Annotated in this window: 24 protein-coding genes; all 24 read right to left on the bottom strand. The window is 57.1% G+C overall.

The features are described 5' to 3' along the window. Nucleotides 1–27: 27 nt before the first annotated feature. A complete protein-coding gene (locus NNN71_RS02645; protein ID WP_271457817.1) occupies nt 28–417 on the bottom strand; it encodes a tail fiber assembly protein in 390 nt (129 codons plus the stop codon). 9 nt (nt 418–426) lie between these two features. Beyond that, nucleotides 427–1,053, bottom strand: a complete 627-nt coding sequence (locus NNN71_RS02640; protein WP_271457816.1) for a hypothetical protein — start codon at nt 1,051–1,053, stop codon at nt 427–429. A 55-nt stretch (nt 1,054–1,108) separates the two neighbouring features. Then, nucleotides 1,109–1,702: a YmfQ family protein gene (locus NNN71_RS02635; RefSeq protein WP_271457815.1), complete on the bottom strand. Its 594-nt coding sequence runs from the start codon at nt 1,700–1,702 to the stop codon at nt 1,109–1,111. Beyond that, a complete protein-coding gene (locus NNN71_RS02630; RefSeq protein ID WP_271457814.1) occupies nt 1,699–2,841 on the bottom strand; it encodes a baseplate J/gp47 family protein in 1,143 nt (380 codons plus the stop codon). Before NNN71_RS02630 ends, NNN71_RS02635 begins: the two co-directional genes overlap by 4 nt. A gap of 1 nt (nt 2,842) precedes the next feature. Next, entirely contained in the window at nt 2,843–3,280 is a 438-nt protein-coding gene (locus tag NNN71_RS02625) for a phage GP46 family protein (RefSeq protein WP_271457813.1), read from the bottom strand. Beyond that, nucleotides 3,277–3,861, bottom strand: a complete 585-nt coding sequence (locus NNN71_RS02620) for a phage baseplate assembly protein domain-containing protein (protein ID WP_271457812.1) — start codon at nt 3,859–3,861, stop codon at nt 3,277–3,279. Before NNN71_RS02620 ends, NNN71_RS02625 begins: the two co-directional genes overlap by 4 nt. Continuing rightward, nucleotides 3,858–4,943 (bottom strand): phage baseplate assembly protein, encoded by a 1,086-nt coding sequence (locus NNN71_RS02615; protein ID WP_271457811.1) that lies wholly within the window; start codon nt 4,941–4,943, stop codon nt 3,858–3,860. Before NNN71_RS02615 ends, NNN71_RS02620 begins: the two co-directional genes overlap by 4 nt. After that, complete coding sequence (locus NNN71_RS02610; protein ID WP_271457810.1) at nt 4,940–6,340, bottom strand: DNA circularization protein; 1,401 nt, start codon at nt 6,338–6,340, stop codon at nt 4,940–4,942. The genes NNN71_RS02615 and NNN71_RS02610 overlap by 4 nt, the downstream gene beginning before the upstream one ends. Nucleotides 6,341–6,409: 69 nt before the next feature. Next, on the bottom strand, nt 6,410–8,215 hold the full coding sequence (locus NNN71_RS02605; RefSeq protein WP_271457809.1) for a lytic transglycosylase domain-containing protein: 1,806 nt from the start codon (nt 8,213–8,215) through the stop codon (nt 6,410–6,412). A gap of 141 nt (nt 8,216–8,356) precedes the next feature. Next, entirely contained in the window at nt 8,357–8,635 is a 279-nt protein-coding gene (locus tag NNN71_RS02600; RefSeq protein ID WP_180759205.1) for a phage tail assembly protein, read from the bottom strand. Nucleotide 8,636: 1 nt separating this feature from the next. Beyond that, complete coding sequence (locus NNN71_RS02595; RefSeq protein ID WP_053883878.1) at nt 8,637–9,008, bottom strand: phage tail tube protein; 372 nt, start codon at nt 9,006–9,008, stop codon at nt 8,637–8,639. A 3-nt stretch (nt 9,009–9,011) separates the two neighbouring features. Next, nucleotides 9,012–10,514 (bottom strand): phage tail sheath subtilisin-like domain-containing protein, encoded by a 1,503-nt coding sequence (locus tag NNN71_RS02590; RefSeq protein ID WP_271457808.1) that lies wholly within the window; start codon nt 10,512–10,514, stop codon nt 9,012–9,014. Continuing rightward, nucleotides 10,511–10,708 (bottom strand): DUF2635 domain-containing protein, encoded by a 198-nt coding sequence (locus tag NNN71_RS02585; RefSeq protein WP_271457807.1) that lies wholly within the window; start codon nt 10,706–10,708, stop codon nt 10,511–10,513. Before NNN71_RS02585 ends, NNN71_RS02590 begins: the two co-directional genes overlap by 4 nt. A gap of 3 nt (nt 10,709–10,711) precedes the next feature. Beyond that, on the bottom strand, nt 10,712–11,257 hold the full coding sequence (locus tag NNN71_RS02580; RefSeq protein WP_271457806.1) for an ATP-binding protein: 546 nt from the start codon (nt 11,255–11,257) through the stop codon (nt 10,712–10,714). Beyond that, on the bottom strand, nt 11,254–11,613 hold the full coding sequence (locus NNN71_RS02575; RefSeq protein ID WP_271457805.1) for a head-tail joining protein: 360 nt from the start codon (nt 11,611–11,613) through the stop codon (nt 11,254–11,256). Before NNN71_RS02575 ends, NNN71_RS02580 begins: the two co-directional genes overlap by 4 nt. Before the next feature lie 4 nt (nt 11,614–11,617). Beyond that, on the bottom strand, nt 11,618–11,971 hold the full coding sequence (locus NNN71_RS02570; protein WP_271457804.1) for a hypothetical protein: 354 nt from the start codon (nt 11,969–11,971) through the stop codon (nt 11,618–11,620). 1 nt (nt 11,972) lies between these two features. After that, nucleotides 11,973–13,022: a major capsid protein gene (locus tag NNN71_RS02565; protein ID WP_271457803.1), complete on the bottom strand. Its 1,050-nt coding sequence runs from the start codon at nt 13,020–13,022 to the stop codon at nt 11,973–11,975. Nucleotides 13,023–13,127: 105 nt separating this feature from the next. Next, nucleotides 13,128–13,529, bottom strand: a complete 402-nt coding sequence (locus NNN71_RS02560) for a head decoration protein (RefSeq protein WP_180759197.1) — start codon at nt 13,527–13,529, stop codon at nt 13,128–13,130. Continuing rightward, the gene (locus NNN71_RS02555; protein ID WP_271457802.1) at nt 13,529–14,107 is read right to left on the bottom strand and encodes a hypothetical protein; all 579 of its coding nucleotides are present in this window, start codon (nt 14,105–14,107) and stop codon (nt 13,529–13,531) included. The genes NNN71_RS02560 and NNN71_RS02555 overlap by 1 nt, the downstream gene beginning before the upstream one ends. 1 nt (nt 14,108) lies before the next feature. After that, complete coding sequence (locus NNN71_RS02550) at nt 14,109–14,978, bottom strand: S49 family peptidase (protein WP_271457801.1); 870 nt, start codon at nt 14,976–14,978, stop codon at nt 14,109–14,111. Continuing rightward, a complete protein-coding gene (locus tag NNN71_RS02545; RefSeq protein WP_271457800.1) occupies nt 14,975–16,612 on the bottom strand; it encodes a phage portal protein in 1,638 nt (545 codons plus the stop codon). Before NNN71_RS02545 ends, NNN71_RS02550 begins: the two co-directional genes overlap by 4 nt. Continuing rightward, entirely contained in the window at nt 16,612–16,875 is a 264-nt protein-coding gene (gene gpW, locus NNN71_RS02540) for a gpW family head-tail joining protein (protein ID WP_034165315.1), read from the bottom strand. The genes NNN71_RS02545 and gpW overlap by 1 nt, the downstream gene beginning before the upstream one ends. A gap of 8 nt (nt 16,876–16,883) precedes the next feature. Then, the gene (locus NNN71_RS02535) at nt 16,884–19,007 is read right to left on the bottom strand and encodes a phage terminase large subunit family protein (protein WP_271457799.1); all 2,124 of its coding nucleotides are present in this window, start codon (nt 19,005–19,007) and stop codon (nt 16,884–16,886) included. Then, on the bottom strand, nt 18,949–19,533 hold the full coding sequence (locus NNN71_RS02530; protein WP_442910499.1) for a hypothetical protein: 585 nt from the start codon (nt 19,531–19,533) through the stop codon (nt 18,949–18,951). Before NNN71_RS02530 ends, NNN71_RS02535 begins: the two co-directional genes overlap by 59 nt. Between the last annotated feature and the right edge of the window lie 149 nt (nt 19,534–19,682).

Here is a 19,682-nt window from a genome sequence, read left to right as displayed (position 1 = left end):
CCCCATATTAATATATGGGGTGTTATGTTATGGTTTTTGTGGCCACTCAGGTTTTAGAATATTAACTCGCATCAAATCTAGCCTATAGTCTTGCCACTTTACCAAGTCATCAACTTCTTCTGCTGTTGCTTTGCCACTGTCAATAGCGTATTGTCTCCATCCTATTTCACTATCAGCACTCTGTTTCAATAATGTCCGTTGAGATTCAGCTTGCAGCCTCAGTTCCTCCTCTGAAGTTGCTTGCTCGAACAGTGTCACCATTCCATTCGCGTCTACCGAAAAATCGTAACCGCGTGGTCGACGCATGGCCTTAATAAACTCCTCAGCAGGAACGTCAATAGCTCCGTCAGGCAGAGTTTTATATTCAATATCGCTGGGATAAAACAGCCCATCGGCAAATTTATAAGTAATGTCCATTTTGCCTCCTCACAGGCCAATCATAAATAAACTGACGCCACGTGCCTGTAAGGCACCCGCCGCGTTAACGCACTTAACAAAAACCTGTTGAACACCCCACGCTGTTTCAATAAACGAACTGGCCGTTGTTACCTGGTCGGTTCCTGTCTGCCCGACAGCAAACGCGTGCAGTCCTCCGGTAGGCCAGGCGATCGGCAGGTTGTAATAAGTGGCTGTGGCACTGGCAGAAATAGACATCCACTGGAGTATCAGTACCTTTCTCTCTCCCCCGATAATCGCGGGGATTTTCAGATACCCGTTGGTATTAAAAATGCCTGTCATCGTGCCCGCCAGAGCAAGTTCTCCCAGACCAAGATTTGCGAGAGCGGTCGCGATGGCGGCCGGTCCATCAGATTTAATATCCCCAAACGGATTTGCTCGGCTGAGGAGCAATTTCTTTAACGCGGTAAGTACCTGGGTCATATCGCTGGGATCAAGCGTCATTTGAGCTGACTCAACAATATTTGCCAGCTCCTCCTGCATCGCGTTAAAAGCTGGCGCGCGCAACCGCGTCGCCGGGGTTCCGCCGGCAACGTTGCCATCGGTATATTTGCCATCGGATGTGGCAGTAGGCTCAACTTGCCCGATTCTGAGCATGGGTCATCCTCACTTGATTAAGCGATTAAAATGAAAGTCATAGTGTTGTGGTCAGTTATGCGTAACTGAAAATAAGACGCAGATGTGAGGGCGCAATTTTAGTGATCGCGCACTCGAGTTGTTTATTTCCCCAGGAGGCCAGAGAATCACCGCAGTAAGATGCGCCTGACAGTGCGTATTTGATGGTGGTTTGCGGGGCGTTAATCTGCCAGGTAAAAGGCCATTCATCGCCGTTCAGGGCATCGCCGCACGCCGACATACCGCACATCGCGGGGCGAAACTGTGTGATGGTGATGGTATACCCCAGCGCCGCCGCCACGCGGATGTAGTAATCGCGGTTCAGGCCGCCGGTACTGATGAGCTTTGCCACCACCAGGCGCTGGCGATCACTGACCCCATCGATTTCACCGATAGCGCAGTCATCCGGCAGACCAAGCGTCGCTTCCCATTCCGGAAGCATACTGGTCGCAGTGGGCGGAAATGCCCCGGCAATGAGATTTACCGCATCGTCATCCGAACGCTGGAATGCACTTGCCAGGGCGCGCAGAACCGCCGCCTGTACTGTTTTTGATGCCCGTGGCCATGTCCTGCCGGTGGGCAGCAGCGCACCCAGCGCGCCGGCGTAATCATCTTTCGAAAAGAGGCTCATACAAAATGCACCTCACCCAGCACCGGAATTTCACCCACCGCAAACGTAATATTGGCCGTCGGAGAGTTCAGGATATAGCCCGTGGTGCCGTTAACATCACCGATGCTCCCGTTGATATCCGAGAGATACACTTTTCCGGAGCCGTCAGGATTGGCCTCATCAAAAAACAGCGTTGTCAGCGCATCCCTGATGCCCTGTACCGTGGTGCTGTCGGCATTTTTGATCCCCGAAATTTCGACGTCGATGGTTTTCGGGATTGGGGAACACACAAACACGATGGCTGTGTCAGTCTGCAGCGGGTAGATGTGATCGGCGACAGCCAGCTGGTCCCCGGTGGCCCTGACAGCCCCCCAGTCTTCCAGTTGCGATATTCCGTCAGTACCGACCGGAAACCCGCCGCTGGCGTTCCGGTCACACATGATGTACACCCCGACGGTCCCGGCCCCGTTCAGGCGGCGTTTTACCCACGCCCGGGTCACGCCAGGTACCTCGAGCGCCCATTTTTTATAATCGGTATCGCTGCCGCCCTGTGGCGGATTCTGCCACGCCAGCAGGCCACGACTGCGAAACTCGTCTTCGCTTTCAATGTCCGCCCCGCCGGTAGCGGCAGACAATAGCGTCACCTGCGCATCCACCCCGGCAATATTGGCATCCAGGGTCAGGATGGTACCGGCATCCGCATTACCGCGGGCGCCACCCCCGGTCACATCGCTGGTGATATCCGGCAGTATGGCGGTCACGGCAACAGTACCATAGCCATTCGCCTGAATTTTCAGCTCAGCATCCGTGCGGTACTGGTATCCGTCGCCACGGTTCAGGATCGTACCCGGAGGAATGATGCTGTCAGCGGCACCGGCGGCCTGTACCGATGGCGACTTCGCGGCCGTGGCCGGTTTACGGAAAACCTGCTTCATGGCCATCCATCCTGCCTGGAACTCATCGGTAGACGTGAACGGGTTCGTCTGCAGGGCTATATAGTCCAGGTAGGCGTAGTGCAGATGTCCCATCCCGGCATCCATATCGGCGAGCACTTTCAGGTTAGCGAAGCGCAGCAGCGCGCCGACTCCCTCCAGCTCCGCCTGCATAAACTTCCGGTTTCCGTCACGCAGCTCGCTGAGCGTCGGTCGTTTAAACGGCATATTAATGTTGCTCCCATATCCAGTAAAACCTGAATTCCTGCCAGTCTTTGCCCGGTGCCAGATACCGGATGATGAGGTTCAGGCGGTTCGGCATGACGATCTGCGCAACGGGGATAACATCGCTGACCACGCCATCATCCTTAAGCCAGGCAAGAGCCTCGCGCGCATATTCCTCCGCTCTTTTCGCCACGTCGGTCGTCAGTTTCTGCCTTCGGAGTAACCACAACCTTGACCCGAGCTGCGATTCATCACCAGAATCCCCCCACCAGCCACGGCGATCGCTGCCTTCATAGTCGTCATCCGCGCGCGCCAGCCGGTCGGTAAACAGGCTGTCCAGTATCGCGGTCTGTAAATCGTACCCGGTGGTGAGTGCGCCCGGGCCTTCCTGCCAGTCGGCAAACATCTCGTCCACGTTCCAGAAAGAGGCAATGTCGCTCATGTCACCTGCTCCTCGGGTCGTTCACTGCGGATATCGTCATTGCCTCTCTGGGCGTTTTTAACCAGATGATCGTGGTCGTTGTGTGCATTCCGCAGGTCTTTCAGCGTTCTGCTGTTGGTGTCGCAATTGTCCACGATGTCGCCGGTACATCTCAGAAGCGGGGTATTCGCCAGAATCCCCTTGCTGGCGTTAATGGTCACGTTTGTGGCGTTGTTGACTTCCACATCCCTGCCTTTTGCATCGACAAATACCCCCTCTTCGGTCAACAGCACCTCCTGCCCCCACTGGCTGTAGATAACGGTTTCGCCGTCTTTCAGCCCGGTGCGCCGGTACCCCTGATGATTCGTGGCAATGACCACCGGACTTGAACGATCACCGCCAATAAAGGCCAGGACCACGTCAGTGCCTTTCGGCAGCCCGGAAGAAAAGCCAAACTCGGCGAGCCGCGGCGCGCTGGCGATCTCAAGCGGCGTCTGGTACTGAACAGTCTGCACAACACCACTGTCTTTCAGCGCAGTGATCCGGCCAATGCCCAGCATGCTGGCGATGCGGGTGGCGGCGCGCCTGACTAACTGGTTCATGTATTTAACCCCGGTATCTGCTGGTAGAAGGCGTAGGGCTGAACTTCAAACGCTGCCGGCGGCATCAGTGTCATGCGTGCATGCGTCCCGTTGTCATCACGCATGTAGGTGACATCTGCCAGCAGCAGCTCGGTATCCGGGAGGCGGAACGTCGGCATATTCACCGGAATAAGGGTATTGGGCTCCCACAGCTTCCCCGCCTCATCCCGCCAGGAGTCTGTCGTCACAGTCAGCGGCTTCGAGCGGCCATACCGGCGGTTCATTTCCCAGTCGATAGCGCGCTGCGCCTGTTGCGATGCCATCAGAGTGCTTTCAATAATGGAAATATGCTTTCGGTAGCGCATACGGGCGGCTTCCGGATCCCTCGCCGTCGCCAGCGTCACGGCGTCATAGGCCGAATCCGGCGAATAACCTGCTATCGGGGAAATACCCATAGAAACGCCGACATAGTCAGAGAACCTGTCAGCCATCGATTTACGGTAATAGGCCTGCTCGACGTTCACACCCTCGGCAATACCGCTGGCGGCACGGCGCGTACCGACGCGGGTCAACAGCAGGTTGCCGTCAGGCTGGTCGTAATAAAGCAGGGCTGACCACCGGGCCACCCGCTCTATAATCTCCTGCGGTGACTCCCCCCAGTTAAGGGTGAACTGGGGAACCTTAATCAGATCGCTTACATCCGTCGAGACGCTGATGCCGTAATACGACGCCAGCCGCGTGGCGATTTCCAGCGCATTACCGCCATTGATGACGTTGTTGGGCCACTCAGCGGAGCAATCCACCAGATCCTGGCATTTGCTTCTCCCCGTCGCGCGCACCTCGTGGCGGGAGCGCGATACTGACGGCTCCCAGTCATCCACATAGCCCGTCAGTGTCAGGTCATTCCCGATACGGACGGTACAGGACATACCTTCTTCCACAAGCTGGCGGTTATCACTGCCGGGAAAATAATCCATCAGACCGAGATCGAAATCGGAGGGGAAACGTTCAATACCGCGGGTCACCCGGACTGAATCCCAGCCCTCAATAATTTTACCGCCGACTGTCAGCGAGACGGTGTCCTGATCGCTGTCTGCACTCATTGTCTCGGTACCTTCATGGTTAGCGGCATAAACGCCGGATGTGGAACGCACGCTTCCTGCACCAGTTCGTCTGCGCGGGAGGCGTCCTGATACAGCCGGTTAGCCAGCGTCAGCGCCGGAAGGGGCTGAGCCATCGTGACCTGAATCAGTTCGCTCAGCCCGGATGCGCGGTCACTCATCGTGGCTAAAAAGGAAGTTCTGATGGCGAGCAGACTGCCATACATACCGTCCTCCGCCCGGTCACCGGCCAGCACCAGCGCCGTATCCAGCTGAACGGAAACCCGCTGCGTTATCGCTTCAGCCTCATCGCGGCTGGTCGGGCTGGCATCAGCCGCTGCGCGGGTCATGGCCCCCGTGCACAACACAACGATCAGCGTGTTCATGGTGGCGGATATCGCCTTGCTGCTGTCGGATTGCTGGTATTCCGTGCTGATGGCATTCGCCAGTTTTTCCAGTGCTGAGATCCGGTCATTCACGCTGCCGGCACTGTCAAGAATGGCATTCACGACGTCGGAAACCCCATGTACAAACGCATCTGGGGTGGTTGAGTTGTTGAGGTGATCCGCTGTATCGGCGATGTTTTTCCGGTCCATCACCGACTGCGCGGTCACCTGGTCGGCAAGCGCCTGATTGTCCTCCACATCGGCAGTCGACGTATTGCCTGAAACAGCGGAAGAGCTACCACCGACTGGCCCCTTGCTGTAACGGCCATATTGCGTATTTCCAAATGTGGAATTCAGGACGTTACTGAGGTTTGTGACCTCGCTGATGGTGCTGTCCACCATACTGGTCCAGAACGTGACGGTACCTTTAATGGTGTTGATCGCCTGCGTAACACCGCGGATTTCACCCTTTATCCTGGCGAGCGTACTGGCGACCGTCGTGCTCACCAGTTTCAGGTAGTTGGTGTTTACCGTATCGCCCGCCGTGGTGCTGTCCGTGACGGCAAATACTTTGAGACCTGACTCAATTGCCATCAGGGTGAACTCAAACACCCTGCCGTTATCCGTCGAACCGGAGACACGCAGACCGTTCTCGGGAATAGAAACGGTTAATTCGCCGAGCGTAGGGTGGACCAGGGTACCGCTTCCCTTTGCTTCACAGGCGGCGATCAGCGACTGACGCTGGGTAATGGCATCGCCGCCACCGTAGACCAGGCTGTTCTGGATAAGGAACCCGCGAATGATAAACCGCCGGGTCGCGCGGCCGATATCTTCAATCCACGCGGTATCACGCCATGGGTACTCATGCACGGCCTGACGACGGCCGTGGCTGCCCTCTTCTGCCACAACGGCAAACGGCACGCCGCGAAACGAGCTGGCGCGCAGTTGGCTCTGCCAGTCATCGCTGGCACCACCACCCATCAGGGACGAAATTGCATCCTGGATAACTGGCATCACGCCTCCGGAAAGAAAAAACCGCCAGAGCGGCGGTTAACATTGTTGATAGCGACCGGAATTTCACGGTCAGTAAGACATGGGCAGCGTGATCCTGCCGCCATCCCGGGTACTGTATTCCTTTCGTTCCCCTTTCCCGTCCACCATAGTGATTTCAAGCTTCATCTTTTGCTCTTCCATGGCACTTTTAAATGAGCGGGTGAGGTTTTCGGTCAGCACCTGCCCCGATGCGCCCCCCTGCGATGCTGGCTGGATAATGCCGGTTCCGGCCGTTCGCTCCGTCACCGGGGTGTCAGGAAAAACATTGTCAGGCGGATTTTCTGCATTAATGATCCGCTGGTAATGTCCAAGTACCGCGCCGGGATAGGCCTGATTTTCCTGCCCCCACCGACGGGTGTCGTAACCGCCGTTGTAATATCGAAGCGCCAGCGGAACATTACCGCCCGAATTCTTCATGTTCTCGGACAGAATTTGCGCACCTGCCATGATGTTTTGCCGCGGGTCGGTCCAGTCGGTAACACCGGTCGACTGGAAATTTGACGGCATAATCTGCATCAACCCTTTGGCGCCGGCTTTGCTGACTGCCTGCGGGTTACCTCCGGACTCCTGGGTCATAATGGCCTTCAGCAGGCGAGGGTCCACACCGTATTGCTTACCGGCTTCATTGAGGAGAGCGTCATACTGCCCGCTCTGGTTATACGGCAAATAGTTATTGCCGCCGACAGCAGGTCGGGTAATGGCAGCCATATCGTCCTGCAGCTGGTTCGCCGTATCCGTCGCCCGGTAATTCGCATCGTAGCGTTTGCTCACGGCATCCGTCATAAACCCGGCATCCACCATCCCGCGCTCGCTGCGGGGCAGGCTGTTATAGAGTTCCTTGTCACCCTGAATACGGCGCAGTTTGGCCGCGTCCGCGCTGCTGATAAACCCCAGCGCATGCGACAGGCCGGTGAAATCGCCGTTGGTAAACAGGTCAATCACGCCCTCGAGGCCATCTTTCACCGACCCGTCGGAAAGCAGGCCTTCGAACAGCTTATTCTGCGATCGCTGCTTCAGTCCGTCCCATGAAGCGCCCAGTTCGTTCATCGTGCCGTTGATATCGGACAGTTGTTTATTAAGTTCGGGATCGACCGTCAGCCCGAACGTATCGGATTTCGCCAGCAGGGTTTTCATGCGCTCGCCTTCACGCATCAGCGCCAGCATTTCAGGGGTAAAACCCATCGCATCAGCGACAGATTTTTGCTGCTCTGGTCGCAGTGTCGGGAACACGCGCGCGATCTCTTCCATGGTTTTGAGCGTATCGACTGAACCATCCTTATTTTTCTGGATCTGCACACCAATTTGCGACAACGCACCAAGGACCTGACCGTTTGCCCCGCTGGCCGCTTCCTTCAGCGTTTTTGCCATCCCTTCAATCGATGCATTTGCGCTTTCGCTGTCAGCCCCCAGAATACGCATGGCGCCCGCGAGCCGGGTAAAATCATCAACCCGAATACCGGCGTTTTTCGACGCTGTATCCAGGTTATACGCCTCCCGGGAGGCCTCCCGAAAACCGTAGGCAACCTGCTGAAGGCCATATCCTGCCGCCCCAACAGCACCGAGCGCACCCAGCTTGCCGGAGATTTCCCCCACCATTTTTAGCGGGGGAACCATATCACCGATGAACTGCACGTTATCCCGCGCGCTCTTCGACATATTCTCCAGGCGTGAAATAAAACCGTTCAGCCCGTCGACCGTCTCCTGGCCGCCTAACTGGAGCCCTTCTTTGGTTTTATTCAGTTTCGGTTCCAGATCGCGGATAGCTTCGTCAATCCGGGTTATCGCGTCACTGACCTGGTCACTGGCCACCAGCTCAAAATCAAAAGAATTACTCATCGTCGTCAGGGTTCCTGAGTTTGTTAATCCGGGAGGCCTGTGTCACCCACCAGGTCAGCCGGGCGCGGGTCATTCCCCACGCCCGGTCCTCAGACCAGCGGAAATAGAAGGTGATATCAGCGGCGGTTTCCTGCCAGACGGTCAGGGCTTCCAGGTCAAAAAACCGAGCAGGTACTCCTCGCATTTTCGAAAATCGATGAAATCCATCGGCTGCAGCACGGATTCACGCGTGCCGGACACCAGCGCAATAAGCAGGCGCATCGCCGCCAGTGAGGTGGATGCGGCTTGTTTTTCGTAAAACTGCTCTGCCTGGCTGAGTGTTGGGGCTTTCAGCTCCAGCTGCTCATAGCGGGTTTTCTGCGGCGCATCTTCAAGCGGTACCGCCAGCGAAATGATTTTTACACGTTCAATTTCTGCCATCTTAGTTCTCCGTTACTTCCCGGCCTTCCCAGCGAACATCAAATACAGCATCTTCGCTTTCCACTTCCTGGACGTTTACCGTCCAGAGCTGCTGACCGATAATGGTTTTCCCATTCGCCAGTTCCGCCACAATGTTGACATTGGTTTGCCCATTGAAACCTTTGACGTTCGTCCCGCCGCTGTCACGCAGCCGGGCCGAGATATACGGCGCCACAGGTTTTTCTTTGTACCCGTGTACGCCGTCCATCCCCGTCAGGGTGGTGCGGTTGACGGTGGAAACCTGGTATTTAAATGAGCCCTCCACCATCACTGTTACACCGTTGACGGTGACATACGCGGTTCCCGCCAGGCGGTTAGAAGTATCACCTGCCATCGTTTATGCTCCTGTTGATTCAGCCCGCGTACGGAACTGGTTGAGCAGCGCAAAAATGCGCAGCTGGTTCATGAGGGTTCCCGGCCACAGCACATCGACGCGGTTCGGGTTTTTGGCGTTCTGCTCAACAATGATGTTTTTGGCAAAGGCCGCGGCATCCTGCGCATACCCGTTCCACACCAGGTTGCCATACTCCGCAATCTGATCTGCTTTGATAATGTTCGGGGTGACAATCGCGGCGCCGGGGGCAAAACGGGTACCGTCAGCCGCCAGCTTCATCCGGCCAAACTTACTGGTTACCGCCGTGCGCAGGTAACGGGTCACAAACATCAGACTGAAGAGCGTTTCCACCTCGAGGTAGCTGTCATCCTCGTCGCCGTAGCTGTTCTTCTGGTAAGTGGTGATCAGGTTCTCAATACGCACCGTGCCGTCATCATCCACCGTAAACGTCGAAATGCCGCTGTACAGCAGGTTGTTACGCTCGGTCAGTTCAAAGCGGTCCTGCAACTCCGGCGCAAGAACCCCCAGGATAGCCAGCGACTGCACCGGGCGCCCCGGATCATTGCGCAGGCTGACCGCCGCCGCGCCTGTGTACCCGGCAGACCACACCCAGGAGGGCGACGGTGATTTATTCACGCCCATCAGCGTTTCATGCTGGTTGTTTCGCACCTCGCCTTTCGTTCCGAGCTGCGCATAGGTTCCGGTAGTCGTACCAAAGGAATGACCGTACAACTGCTTATCCCACGCCCAGCGGCCGCCGACATCTGAAAGGAACGCCTTCATCGCATCCAGTGATGCGGTGTCGTCATAGGGGTTAACGATAAAGTCGAACGTCCGGTCCTGCAGGTTGGCCAGCGCGCCAGTGATATCCGGCGCACTGGCACCACCGCTCATGGCTGTAATGGTCAGTTCCAGGCCTGCAGGTGTCACCTCCCCACCAGGTGATCGGAGGTAGTTCAGGCGAACATCAATACCATTGCCAATGGCGCCAAGGTTTTTCGCTGTCAGGGTTACTGTATCAGTGGCCGCACTGGCGGTTACCGGCAGCGTGGTTTTTGCGTTAATCGCCGCCGCCAGAGAGGTGGCAATCGCGGCCGCCGTATCCGTTGCCACAACGGTCAGTTGAATACGCTCGCCGGCGATGTACAGCGAAATCACCCCGGTTGCCGTCGGTACGCTGGTTACTTTAATGGTGCCGGTGGCGGAAACCATGGAGTCAGGGTCTTCCTCCAGCGGCAGGATCCAGACTTCGGCGGCGGTATCATTGTTCTGATACGCCGTCATCATGGCCTGCAGGATACTGCCCTTTCCGGCCAGATCGCCGACAGTATCAGCAGAAGAGACGCGTTCAGGAATACCGGCGGTTGCCGAACCGGAAGTCAGCATCCCACCGATAAGCAGGGTGCGCTGCGTGGCTGTGGCGTTATTCGCCATCGAGTTATCAAACTCAACGAAGAACAACCCCACCCGCAGGTTATCGGGGACTCGGGCGAAGGGTACGGTCATTCAGTCTCTCCCTCTTTTTTCGGTGAAACACCTTTCGCTGGCGCGAGCGTCTGCTGAGTGGCCGGAACCACATCACCGTCACGCAGCCTGCGGCGCCAGAAAATATTGTCAGGAACCTCTGCGCCGTCTGGCGGCAAAGGGCTGCCCTTGACGGGACAGCGAACGCTGAGCCCGTCTTTCGGTTTTACAAACATAATTTACTCCTGGAGGTTGAGGCTGATACCGGGCTGCGGCGTACCGTCGGGTACGACAATCGCGATATCGATGCCTTCAAGGGGAACCGCCTGAACAGGATAGAAGTCTTCCGGCCCCTGATAATGTTCGATGTCGATTTCAAGCAGCAGCTGGCCCATATGCGCTTCACCGTCGGCATCGACATTGATGGTTGAGCGCACCTCGGCGTATTTCTGAATCTTCCGGGTCAGCTCATAGCTGTTGATGACCGCGCGCTCCACCTGATCCCGCAGCGCTTCCAGCGCCAGCTCTGCTTTCATCGCGCCATCATCTGTCGTATCGCCGTCGTACTCCTGTACCCGGCCAGTAATTCTGACGGTAGTGATAGTGGTAAACGCCGGGGTATTCCGCCCCAGCGACTTTTTTTGCTCAAACGGCGTCTGAACCAGCAGCGCCGGATACATGTCCGCCGATGTTGACCAGTCGCGGGGGGAATACACGCTGCTGCCGGCGTCCGTGGCGCCGGTCAGCGCCGTGACCACCATCTGTCGTACTGCTGCTGCATTCATCGTTGTTTCACCACGTTAAGAACGAGTTTTGAGCCGCCATGGCTGTCCGGTTCGACGTTTGCCACCACGAACAACTGATTCACAGGCTTTCCGCCGGCGGTTTTGATAAAGACACGATCGGACACCGCCGGGAGCGGTCTACCGGAGTCGGTAAACTCCGCATCGCGCACCCCCAGTACCGGGCTCGTGGTATTTATCGCTGAATCACCGTCCAGATTTTCGGTTACCTGGGCGTAACCGCGGTCGAAAATGCCGTTTATCGGAAAGGGAGTACCGTTTCGGGGGCGGTACTCCTGCTCGTCGCCGAAGACACCATGCAGCGGACTCAGGAGGTGTAAATCCCAGTCCACGCCCATGGCATTACCCCGAAGTGACTGTGACGGAGGGCTGGGCCGCCAGCACGCGCTGACGCAGTACACTGACATCGGCAATAATGCCCGCCTGCAGCAGGCGCTCTGCATCCTGGCCAGTGACCGGAATGACACTGTTTTCCCGGTAGACTTCGCCGTTGTGGCGGACACTGTTGCCCTTCAGGACAACAAATTCCGGCCCTTCCCTCTCATCATCGGCCCGAACTTCAGGAACACCTGCCATATTCAAATCATCAACGGATGGTTCTGTGACCAGGTCGGTTCCCCCGGCATTCAGGTCATCAATCCCAGGCTCTGCATTCAGATCGGCTGCAGGTGCCGGACTGTTTGTTGCTTTCGCCATATCACACCACCGTTGCACAGAGGGACGCGTTTACCCTGCTCGGGATCACCAGCGGCGCAGACTGCATCATCAGCAGGCGCTGCGCCGGGTCTTCTTTCACCCAGGTTTTCGGGGCAAATGCCAGCGGGCCATAGTTGAACGCCGGATCCAGAATCACGCCGAATGCGCGGGTTCCCATCAGGTCTGCACCACACATAATCACCGCACCGTCCGGGATTAATGGTTTTTCCACGCCGTCCACCGGATCAATGAACCAGTCGTTGTAGAGCCAGAGGTCGAAGTTACCCCAGCGTCCTTTATAAACGGCCCCCTTCTGAACCTGCGGACCGGCGTTAATCTGGTTACCAAACGGGCTCAGCGCCGGGAAGGTGATGGCGTTATCCTTGATGGTGGTATCGAGACGGAACGCTTTCCACGATTTATTGGTGAACACCAGATCCGTCGGCACCCCGCCGGACTCCTTCAGATAGAGGGTCTGCCAGTCTTCGATATCGTCGGAAGGCTGTGTATTGGTGGTCCCGGCAGGTAAGGTCAGAGGCCATTTATCTGACCCACTCAGGGTGATGGTCAAATCCGGAGAACGGCCGAAATCCACCACCTTGGTTTCATAGCCGTCCCCCTGGACTTTCACCGTCCCGCTGACCAGTGCACTGGCCGCCATCCACTCCAGACGGCGGTTAATCATGTCAATCTGATCAGCCATCTCAAACTGCAGATTCAGCATTTCACGCTCAGCAGCGGTGTACTCACCGCCGATACGCTCACCAATCTGGCGGCGAATCGGTTTACGAAGATCCGGCGCGCGCTTGTCCTTGATGTACGCAGGTTTGAAGGTGTTGGTCTGGTACTTACGGGACTCCACCAGCTTACCTTCCACCAGTGGGGAAACAAACGGCGACATACGACGCAGACCCACGTCAACATCGATAGCCACCTCTTCCGTCTCGTAGGTCACCACATTCGGGAAGAAACGGTCCAGAAGCCAGTTCTGGCTGAGCTTCAGATTAGGAACCACCTGTACCAGCACACTGGTATCAAAAATATTATCCATAGTCAGTCTCTTGATGATGCCGGACGGTGGCCCGGCAGGAATTTGAAATACGCGATCCCCTGCCGGTTAAAGCACGGAGAAGGAAATATCCGGGGAAGCGTTAAATCAGGAAACGGGTGCCTGAATGCTGTCGCGCAGGAAAATCGCCAGCGGGCGCAAGGCTGTCTTCAGGTCCGCAACAGTCCAGGAGGCATCAATAATGATACGGTTCTGGTTGAACTCACCCATCAGGTAAACACCGCCGGACTGATCGCCGTGCGTGGTGGCATCCACATCATCCACCAGAATGGCGCAGGGCTTTTCGCTGCCATCGGTGGCAGTTTTCACGCAGGCCGTGTACTTCATGGAAGCCGTAATCTGCCCCAGCACAGTACCGCGCTTATAAATACCGCCGGTAATGGTGCCGGTATCAGTCACCAGCTGCAGATTACCAGCAACAAGCTGATCCGGCACAAACAGCGAACTTTTCATACCCGGCGCAAACGGACTTTGACCAAACTGATCCATTATTTTTCCCCTTTCACAGAGTTGTAGAGGCTGGTCATCTTGCCCACCAGCGCAGATTTACCAGTCTGTTTTTCACCGTCCGGGTTCAGGCGCGCCTGGTGACTGGCCTGCATACGTTCATCCAGAGAACGACCGCGCTTAGGCTGCGATGCCGGCGCCTGCGAAGCCATGACGTTGATGGCTGCAGCAGAGCTCATGCCGGTATTAAAAGCGAGCGATGCGGCAAGCGCTGGGTTGGCGGCAGCATGCGGGCTACCGAAGATACGGGCGCAGCGCTTACGCTCTGAAATACGCGCCTGGCGGCCAGACTTACTTTCTTTTCGGTCATCGCCATCATCGTCTTCAGCGTCCGGATCGTCTTCATCATCCTCTGCATCCGGATCGTCATCTTCGGCGCTTTTATCACGGTCATCGTCTTCCGCATCATCATCGCGCTCATCGTCTTCAGCATCGTCCTCGCGGTCATCTTCTTCCGCTTTACGTGCCTTCGATTTTTTGGTTTTTTTATCTTCATCTTCTTCTGATGCCGATTTTCCAAAACCCAGCAGGTGAGCAAAACTCATCGTTTTCTTTGCCATATCAGGCTCCTGTTACTTGAAGTAAATGTCTGAACGCAGCATCAGGAGGGCATACCTCATCCGCCAGTCCAAGCTCCACACCATCAGCCGCCATAAAACAGGCCGCCTGCGTATTTTTGATAATTTTTGCGCTGATCCCGCGGTTACGGGCAACGGTATTCACGAACAGCTCCCCCATGGTGTTGATGTCATGCTGTATGGCCGCCAGCGCCTCTTCTGACAACTCACGATACGGAGAGCCCTCCGCCTTCCGGCTGCCGAAAGTAATGATGGTGACCTTCAGACCGTCCTCTTTAATGCGCTGCGTCCAGTCAAGGTGCATGGTGATGACGCCCACCGACCCCACGCCGCCGGTGCGGGGAACCGAAATCCGGTCAGCCGCGCTGGCGATGGCGTACGCAGCTGAATACGCGCTTTCCGTCAGAATGGCGTGGACAGGTTTTTCACCGCGGGCGTTGTAGATTTCGTCCACAAGGTCGAAACACCCCGCCACTTCCCCGCCCGGTGAATCGATATCCAGACAGATACCCTTCACATCCGAGTCGGCCAGCGCGGACAAAAACGCCTGGCGGATACCGTCATAGCCCGTCATGCCACTGTACGGCCGCAGGCTGCCGAGCTTTTGAACCAGGGTTCCGCAGATGGAGATGACCGCAACACCCGCCACATTGTCATAGCCGGGGTCGCGCCGGGTTTCCCGCCCGCGGTTGTCGTCGTAGCCGTACCCGTCGTCATCTTCCATCGCCAGTGAGGTTTCAATTCTGGAGATACCGAACCGGTCCATGACGGCTGCCATGATGACTTCAGCTTTGTTCGGGTGGATGGCCAGCGGCGTGTTAAACAGGCGCTGGGCCAGATGAGGTAGATTCACTTTTCCTCCGGGTCTTTAATCGTTTCGGGGGCAAATACATCAGCCTGTGCCCAGCTGGGTAGCGGCAGCCCACGTTTCTTACAGGCATCAATTTCACGCTGGCGCTGATCGAGCACTTCTTCCCAGTCTTCACCGACGTTCTCACCCACCTCAATTTCGAGGGTGGAAAGCCCGGCATCTAGGCCAAGAATGGCGCCTTTCTTCTCTGCAACCGGATCCACCCAGCCGCGGCCCGGCCCCATCCAGCGCGCGCGGGAATAGGCTGCTCTGGCGTCAACAAAATCCGGTGCGCCGGCAGGCAGGGGTAAATCCTCGTTGTCGTGCACTTCCTCGGCAAAAGCGGTCACCACAGGTTGTGCGGTTCCCATGGCGAAATCGTCGCGGCGCCGGGTCAGCGTCTTCCAGGCCTCAAGCAGCGAAGAGCGCGCGGAGCTGTAGTTAACGTCAGACCAGTCCTGGGTGACCTGCTGCGGCGATAAACCGGTACCGGAGGAGAAATTGCGCAGCACGGCAGACTCGAACACCTCGAAGTTGCTGTAGGGCCGCGCCGCATTGACCGTGGTGATTTTTTCCCCGGGGTAAAGAATGGGCATACGGGCACCGTTCTGCAGCGTCAGGCGCCGGTCAGAATGAAATTCGACACGCCCGTCCTGATAAGCACCCAGCTCGGATTCGTCATAGTTTTCACCCAGCGCCGACTGCACCATCGCCGGGTCATAGGGTGACTCGATATAGGCTGCAAAAATGGCGTTGAGAATGGCGGCCTCGAGTTCACTCTGGTCGTACTTCACCAGCATTTTCAGGCGCTGGACCACTGGCGTCAGAATGCCGTTTCCGCGATGCTGCGCACCGCGCTCATGGTCAAAATCATGTACCACATGCGGGCGTCCCCAGGCCGTCTCACGAGGGATACGCTGCCAGGTCATGGTTTTGGCCCCGCTCCACCAGTCACCTATATGGGCTTCCCGGATGTGGTAGGCCACCGGCGCGCCGTCAGCGTCAATCTCCACGCCGCCACGAATATGCGGCATATCGAAATTCTGCTGCGGATTGCTGAGGCGATCAGGATCGACAACCTGCACCGTGGTGGCATAGCGCCCCCGTCCTCGCCCCAGCCGGTCCGTCCGGTACTGGAGCACCAGTAGCGCATCACCATCGATTAACTTATGGCGAAATGCCAGCCGCAGCATCTGAGGAACCGTCAGCTTGCGCTCGGCATCGCAGTAGCGCCCGGGGTCATATGCCCAGGTTCGCCAGTGCGCCTCCAGTGCCTTGCCATACTCTTCAGCCCACGTGGCATCGAATGACGGGTTCCCGGTCATCATCCTGAGCACCCGGTGATCCGGTTTCATAATGGGGCGGAAGTTTGCACCGACAGCATTGTCCAGCAGACGGGTCACCGCACCGTTAGCCCAGCCATCGTTACGGACCAGATCCCGCGCGCGGGAGACAATCCGGTCCCGGTAGATGTTGATTTCGTTATCCGGCGACCAGAGCGCCGGCTGCCAGTTCGCCAGCTGGTCGCTGAACGAATCCGCCGCGTCATAGGGCACGCGGCTGCCGCCCACCAGCATCGAGGGCCGCGCCGGGCGTACCGGCTGACCGTCCGGTCCCAGTATCTGTACTTTATTCATCAGAATCGAAACCTCGCTGGTTTCCGCGGACGCGAGATAATGCCCAGTTGCGCCTGCAGGAGCTGGATCAGCGCCAGCAGGTCAGCCAGGGTACTTTGCTGGTAGGACACGGATCGCGTTCCGTCTCCCTGGGAATAGGAAAACGAAACACCGTGGCTCCCGGTCGCTAAATCAATGTAGGCCTGCTGGGCTTTGGCGAGCGCAGCCCTGAGCTGCTCATCGGTCATCGCGCCGGCAAGCAGACTGGTGTTCCGGTTAAACATAATTATCCTTATTGCGGCAGGAGTTTTGACAGTCGCTTACGTTTGACGGGAGCAGGCTCTTCAATAACGGCCCCCGGCAATTCGTAGCTGATGGTTTCTTCCGGTCCGGCCGGTGCCGGCAGGAATTTGTCCGGGTTGGCTTCCAGGTTCGCGGCGCGTACGTTCAGCTTGAGTCCCATGTGCATCAGGCCACACAGCGCGGCGTAGCTATACACCCGGCAGTCGAGGGCTTCGTTTGCCCTGCCGGGAATAGCTTCCCAGACGCTGAAGCGCTGCCCGGCAATGACTTTGTACACAAGGCGCTCAGCCAGCAGCTGGTTGAAATAGCCGATATCCCGATCGTCAGGGAAATGCATATACCCCGGCGCGGCCATACCCGGCGCAGGTGGCTCGATATGCAGCCGCCCGCGGATCACATCCTTCGCGGAGTTGACCCCCAGAATGATCGGCCGGAACTGCGCCTTGCTCTTCGATGAAGGACGTTTGGTTGGCCAGACCGGATTTCGCTTCCCGCCCTGCGCCGATTCACCTTTGACAGCCCAGATTCGGCGATTGAGCCGCTCTTTAGCAAACTCGTAGACCTTCTGGGTATGGTGACCGCCGGAGTCATGGCAGGCCGCCATAATGGTCAGTCCCCTGCCATCGTTCCGGCGCCATATCTGCTTCAGGTACGCATCCAGACGCCGCCAGGGTTCATCCGTTTCCAGATCGCCGTAGATGACATCATGGGAGACAGACCAGGACTCCTCGTTTTTACCCCAGCCTGTCACTTCGATTTCGAAGCGATCATCCTGGGTATCAATCCCGGCCGTCAGCAGGGCAACACCATCCGGCACTTTCGCCGGAAAGACCTCCCGGCGAGCCAGCAGGATATCCACCGGCAACTGCTTGCCGTGATTTGGCCGGTGAGGCAGTCCCATCTGGGTATTCCACCAGGCCTGCTCTTTATCCGGGTCCCCCTTCGCTTTGATGTATTTCTCGGCAATATCGGACGGCTTGTCTTTCTGCCACGGGCTGAACAGTTTGGATGCCTGATACCCGGCATGGTGGTTATCGACGGCCTCCTGCCCGCACTCCGGACAGACAGCGCGCCAGACTGCATGACGTTCGGATTCCGACCAGCGCCACACCTTTTCAACACTGCCCTCATCCTCTGTCCGCCAGGCCAGGTCATAATCCATCAGCGGGGAATGCCGCTCTCCGCAGCACTCGAACGGTCGGGTCTGGTGCCAGCGGATGGTCTGCAGCGCCCTTAGCCGCTCCCCCTCGGACCAGCCAGCGCCGCAGCACTCACAGTGGAGCATCGCTGATTTGGTCAGGTGTTTATCCCCGTCCTTCGGCCACTGAACATGTTTAAAAAAGTCAGGGAACTGCCGGTGGCCACAGTGCGGACACACCACCGAGGCCCGGCGCTGGTCAGATTCGGCATAGCTGTCGGCAATCCGGCTTTCGTCTTCCACCGTCGGCGAGCAGGCGCGAACCGACAGCCAGGTGAGGCCAAAGGTTGCCGTGCGCTCTTCCGCCAGCGTGATAGGGTCGCCTTCGCGGGTGATCGGGTATTTATCCACCTCATCCGCCAGCAGAACGCGAATCGGGCGACGCGCAAGGTTATCGGGGCTACCAGCGCCCGCCAGCGCCAGAAAGCCGCCGGTGAACGCCTTATAGAGAATGGTTTCTTTCGAGCTCTTCTGCTTTGAGTCGCCGATGATTCTGCGCAGTGCCGGCGTCACCCTCACCAGCGGGCTGATGCGTTCCTTCGAGAACTGCTCGGCCGCTTCCTCTTTCGGCTGCAGCAGCAGTATCGGGCAGGGATCGAGATGCGCGAAATAACCAAACAGGTTTTCCAGCAGCGCGGTTTTCATCAGCTGCGTGCAGCACATCACCGTAATGATGTGAACGCCTGATTCTGTCGCCGCCAGCATCGGGCCGCGGGCGATCTCCACGGTGGACGTCTCCCAGTTGCCCGACGTACTCCCGGCTTCCTTCGCCAGTTTGCGATAATCATCAGCCCACTGCGGAACGCTTATCCTCGGCGGCGGCGTCCAGCCTTTTCGTACGCTCAGCTCAAGACGCTCAATCTTCTGCCGGGGTAAATTCTGGCTCTCCGAGGACTGAGATATGTTTGTGGACATGTTCAATCAGCACCTCTGTCATCCTGTCCGCCGGTACATCCAGATCAGCGGCCATCAGCGGCGCCACCCTGGACGGCCAGTTGAGCCAGGCATCACGCTGCTGGCGAAAGGCGTTGAAAAGAACCTCCTCGGCAACGGTCATCTCAATGAGCTGACCATCTTTTTGCTGAAACTCAAGTTTTGTCAGTAGCGCCAGATAGTTCTCTTTCATACAGCGCGCTTCATCCAGGGTTAATTCAGCACCATTTTTGAGAATGAAATCCCTGGCAATACCCTCCAGCGATGAACCATCGTCATCGCCTGCTTCCGCCGCTGATGACAGCGCTGGCGCAGTGGCTTTTCTCGCCGGAGCTGTAGCCTTATTAGCGCCGGGTCGGCTGATGGTTTTTCTGTATTTTTCCAGTTGAGCATTCGACGCATTAACGTCAATGTCATCGCCGGACATGATCAGCCATCCCCGGCTTTTCCACATCGTGACCGTTTTACGACTGACGCCGTGGAGTCTGGCAAAATCTGACTGGTTCATTGTTACCCCGACCTGTTACCTGACTTGTTACCTTTATCTGTTACCCAATAAGGAAGGTAACACCATGGGTAACAAAACAATTTATGGAAAATCATTTACAAACAATAAGTAGCCGACAAATGAAACAAAATGTAACAGTTACCTGTTAC

This window comes from Kluyvera sp. Awk 3 (assembly GCF_028069715.1).
Taxonomy (GTDB): Bacteria; Pseudomonadota; Gammaproteobacteria; order Enterobacterales; family Enterobacteriaceae; genus Kluyvera; species Kluyvera georgiana_A.
The sequence above is the reverse complement of the archived record's forward strand: the minus strand, read 5'-3'. Positions and strand labels throughout refer to the sequence as shown.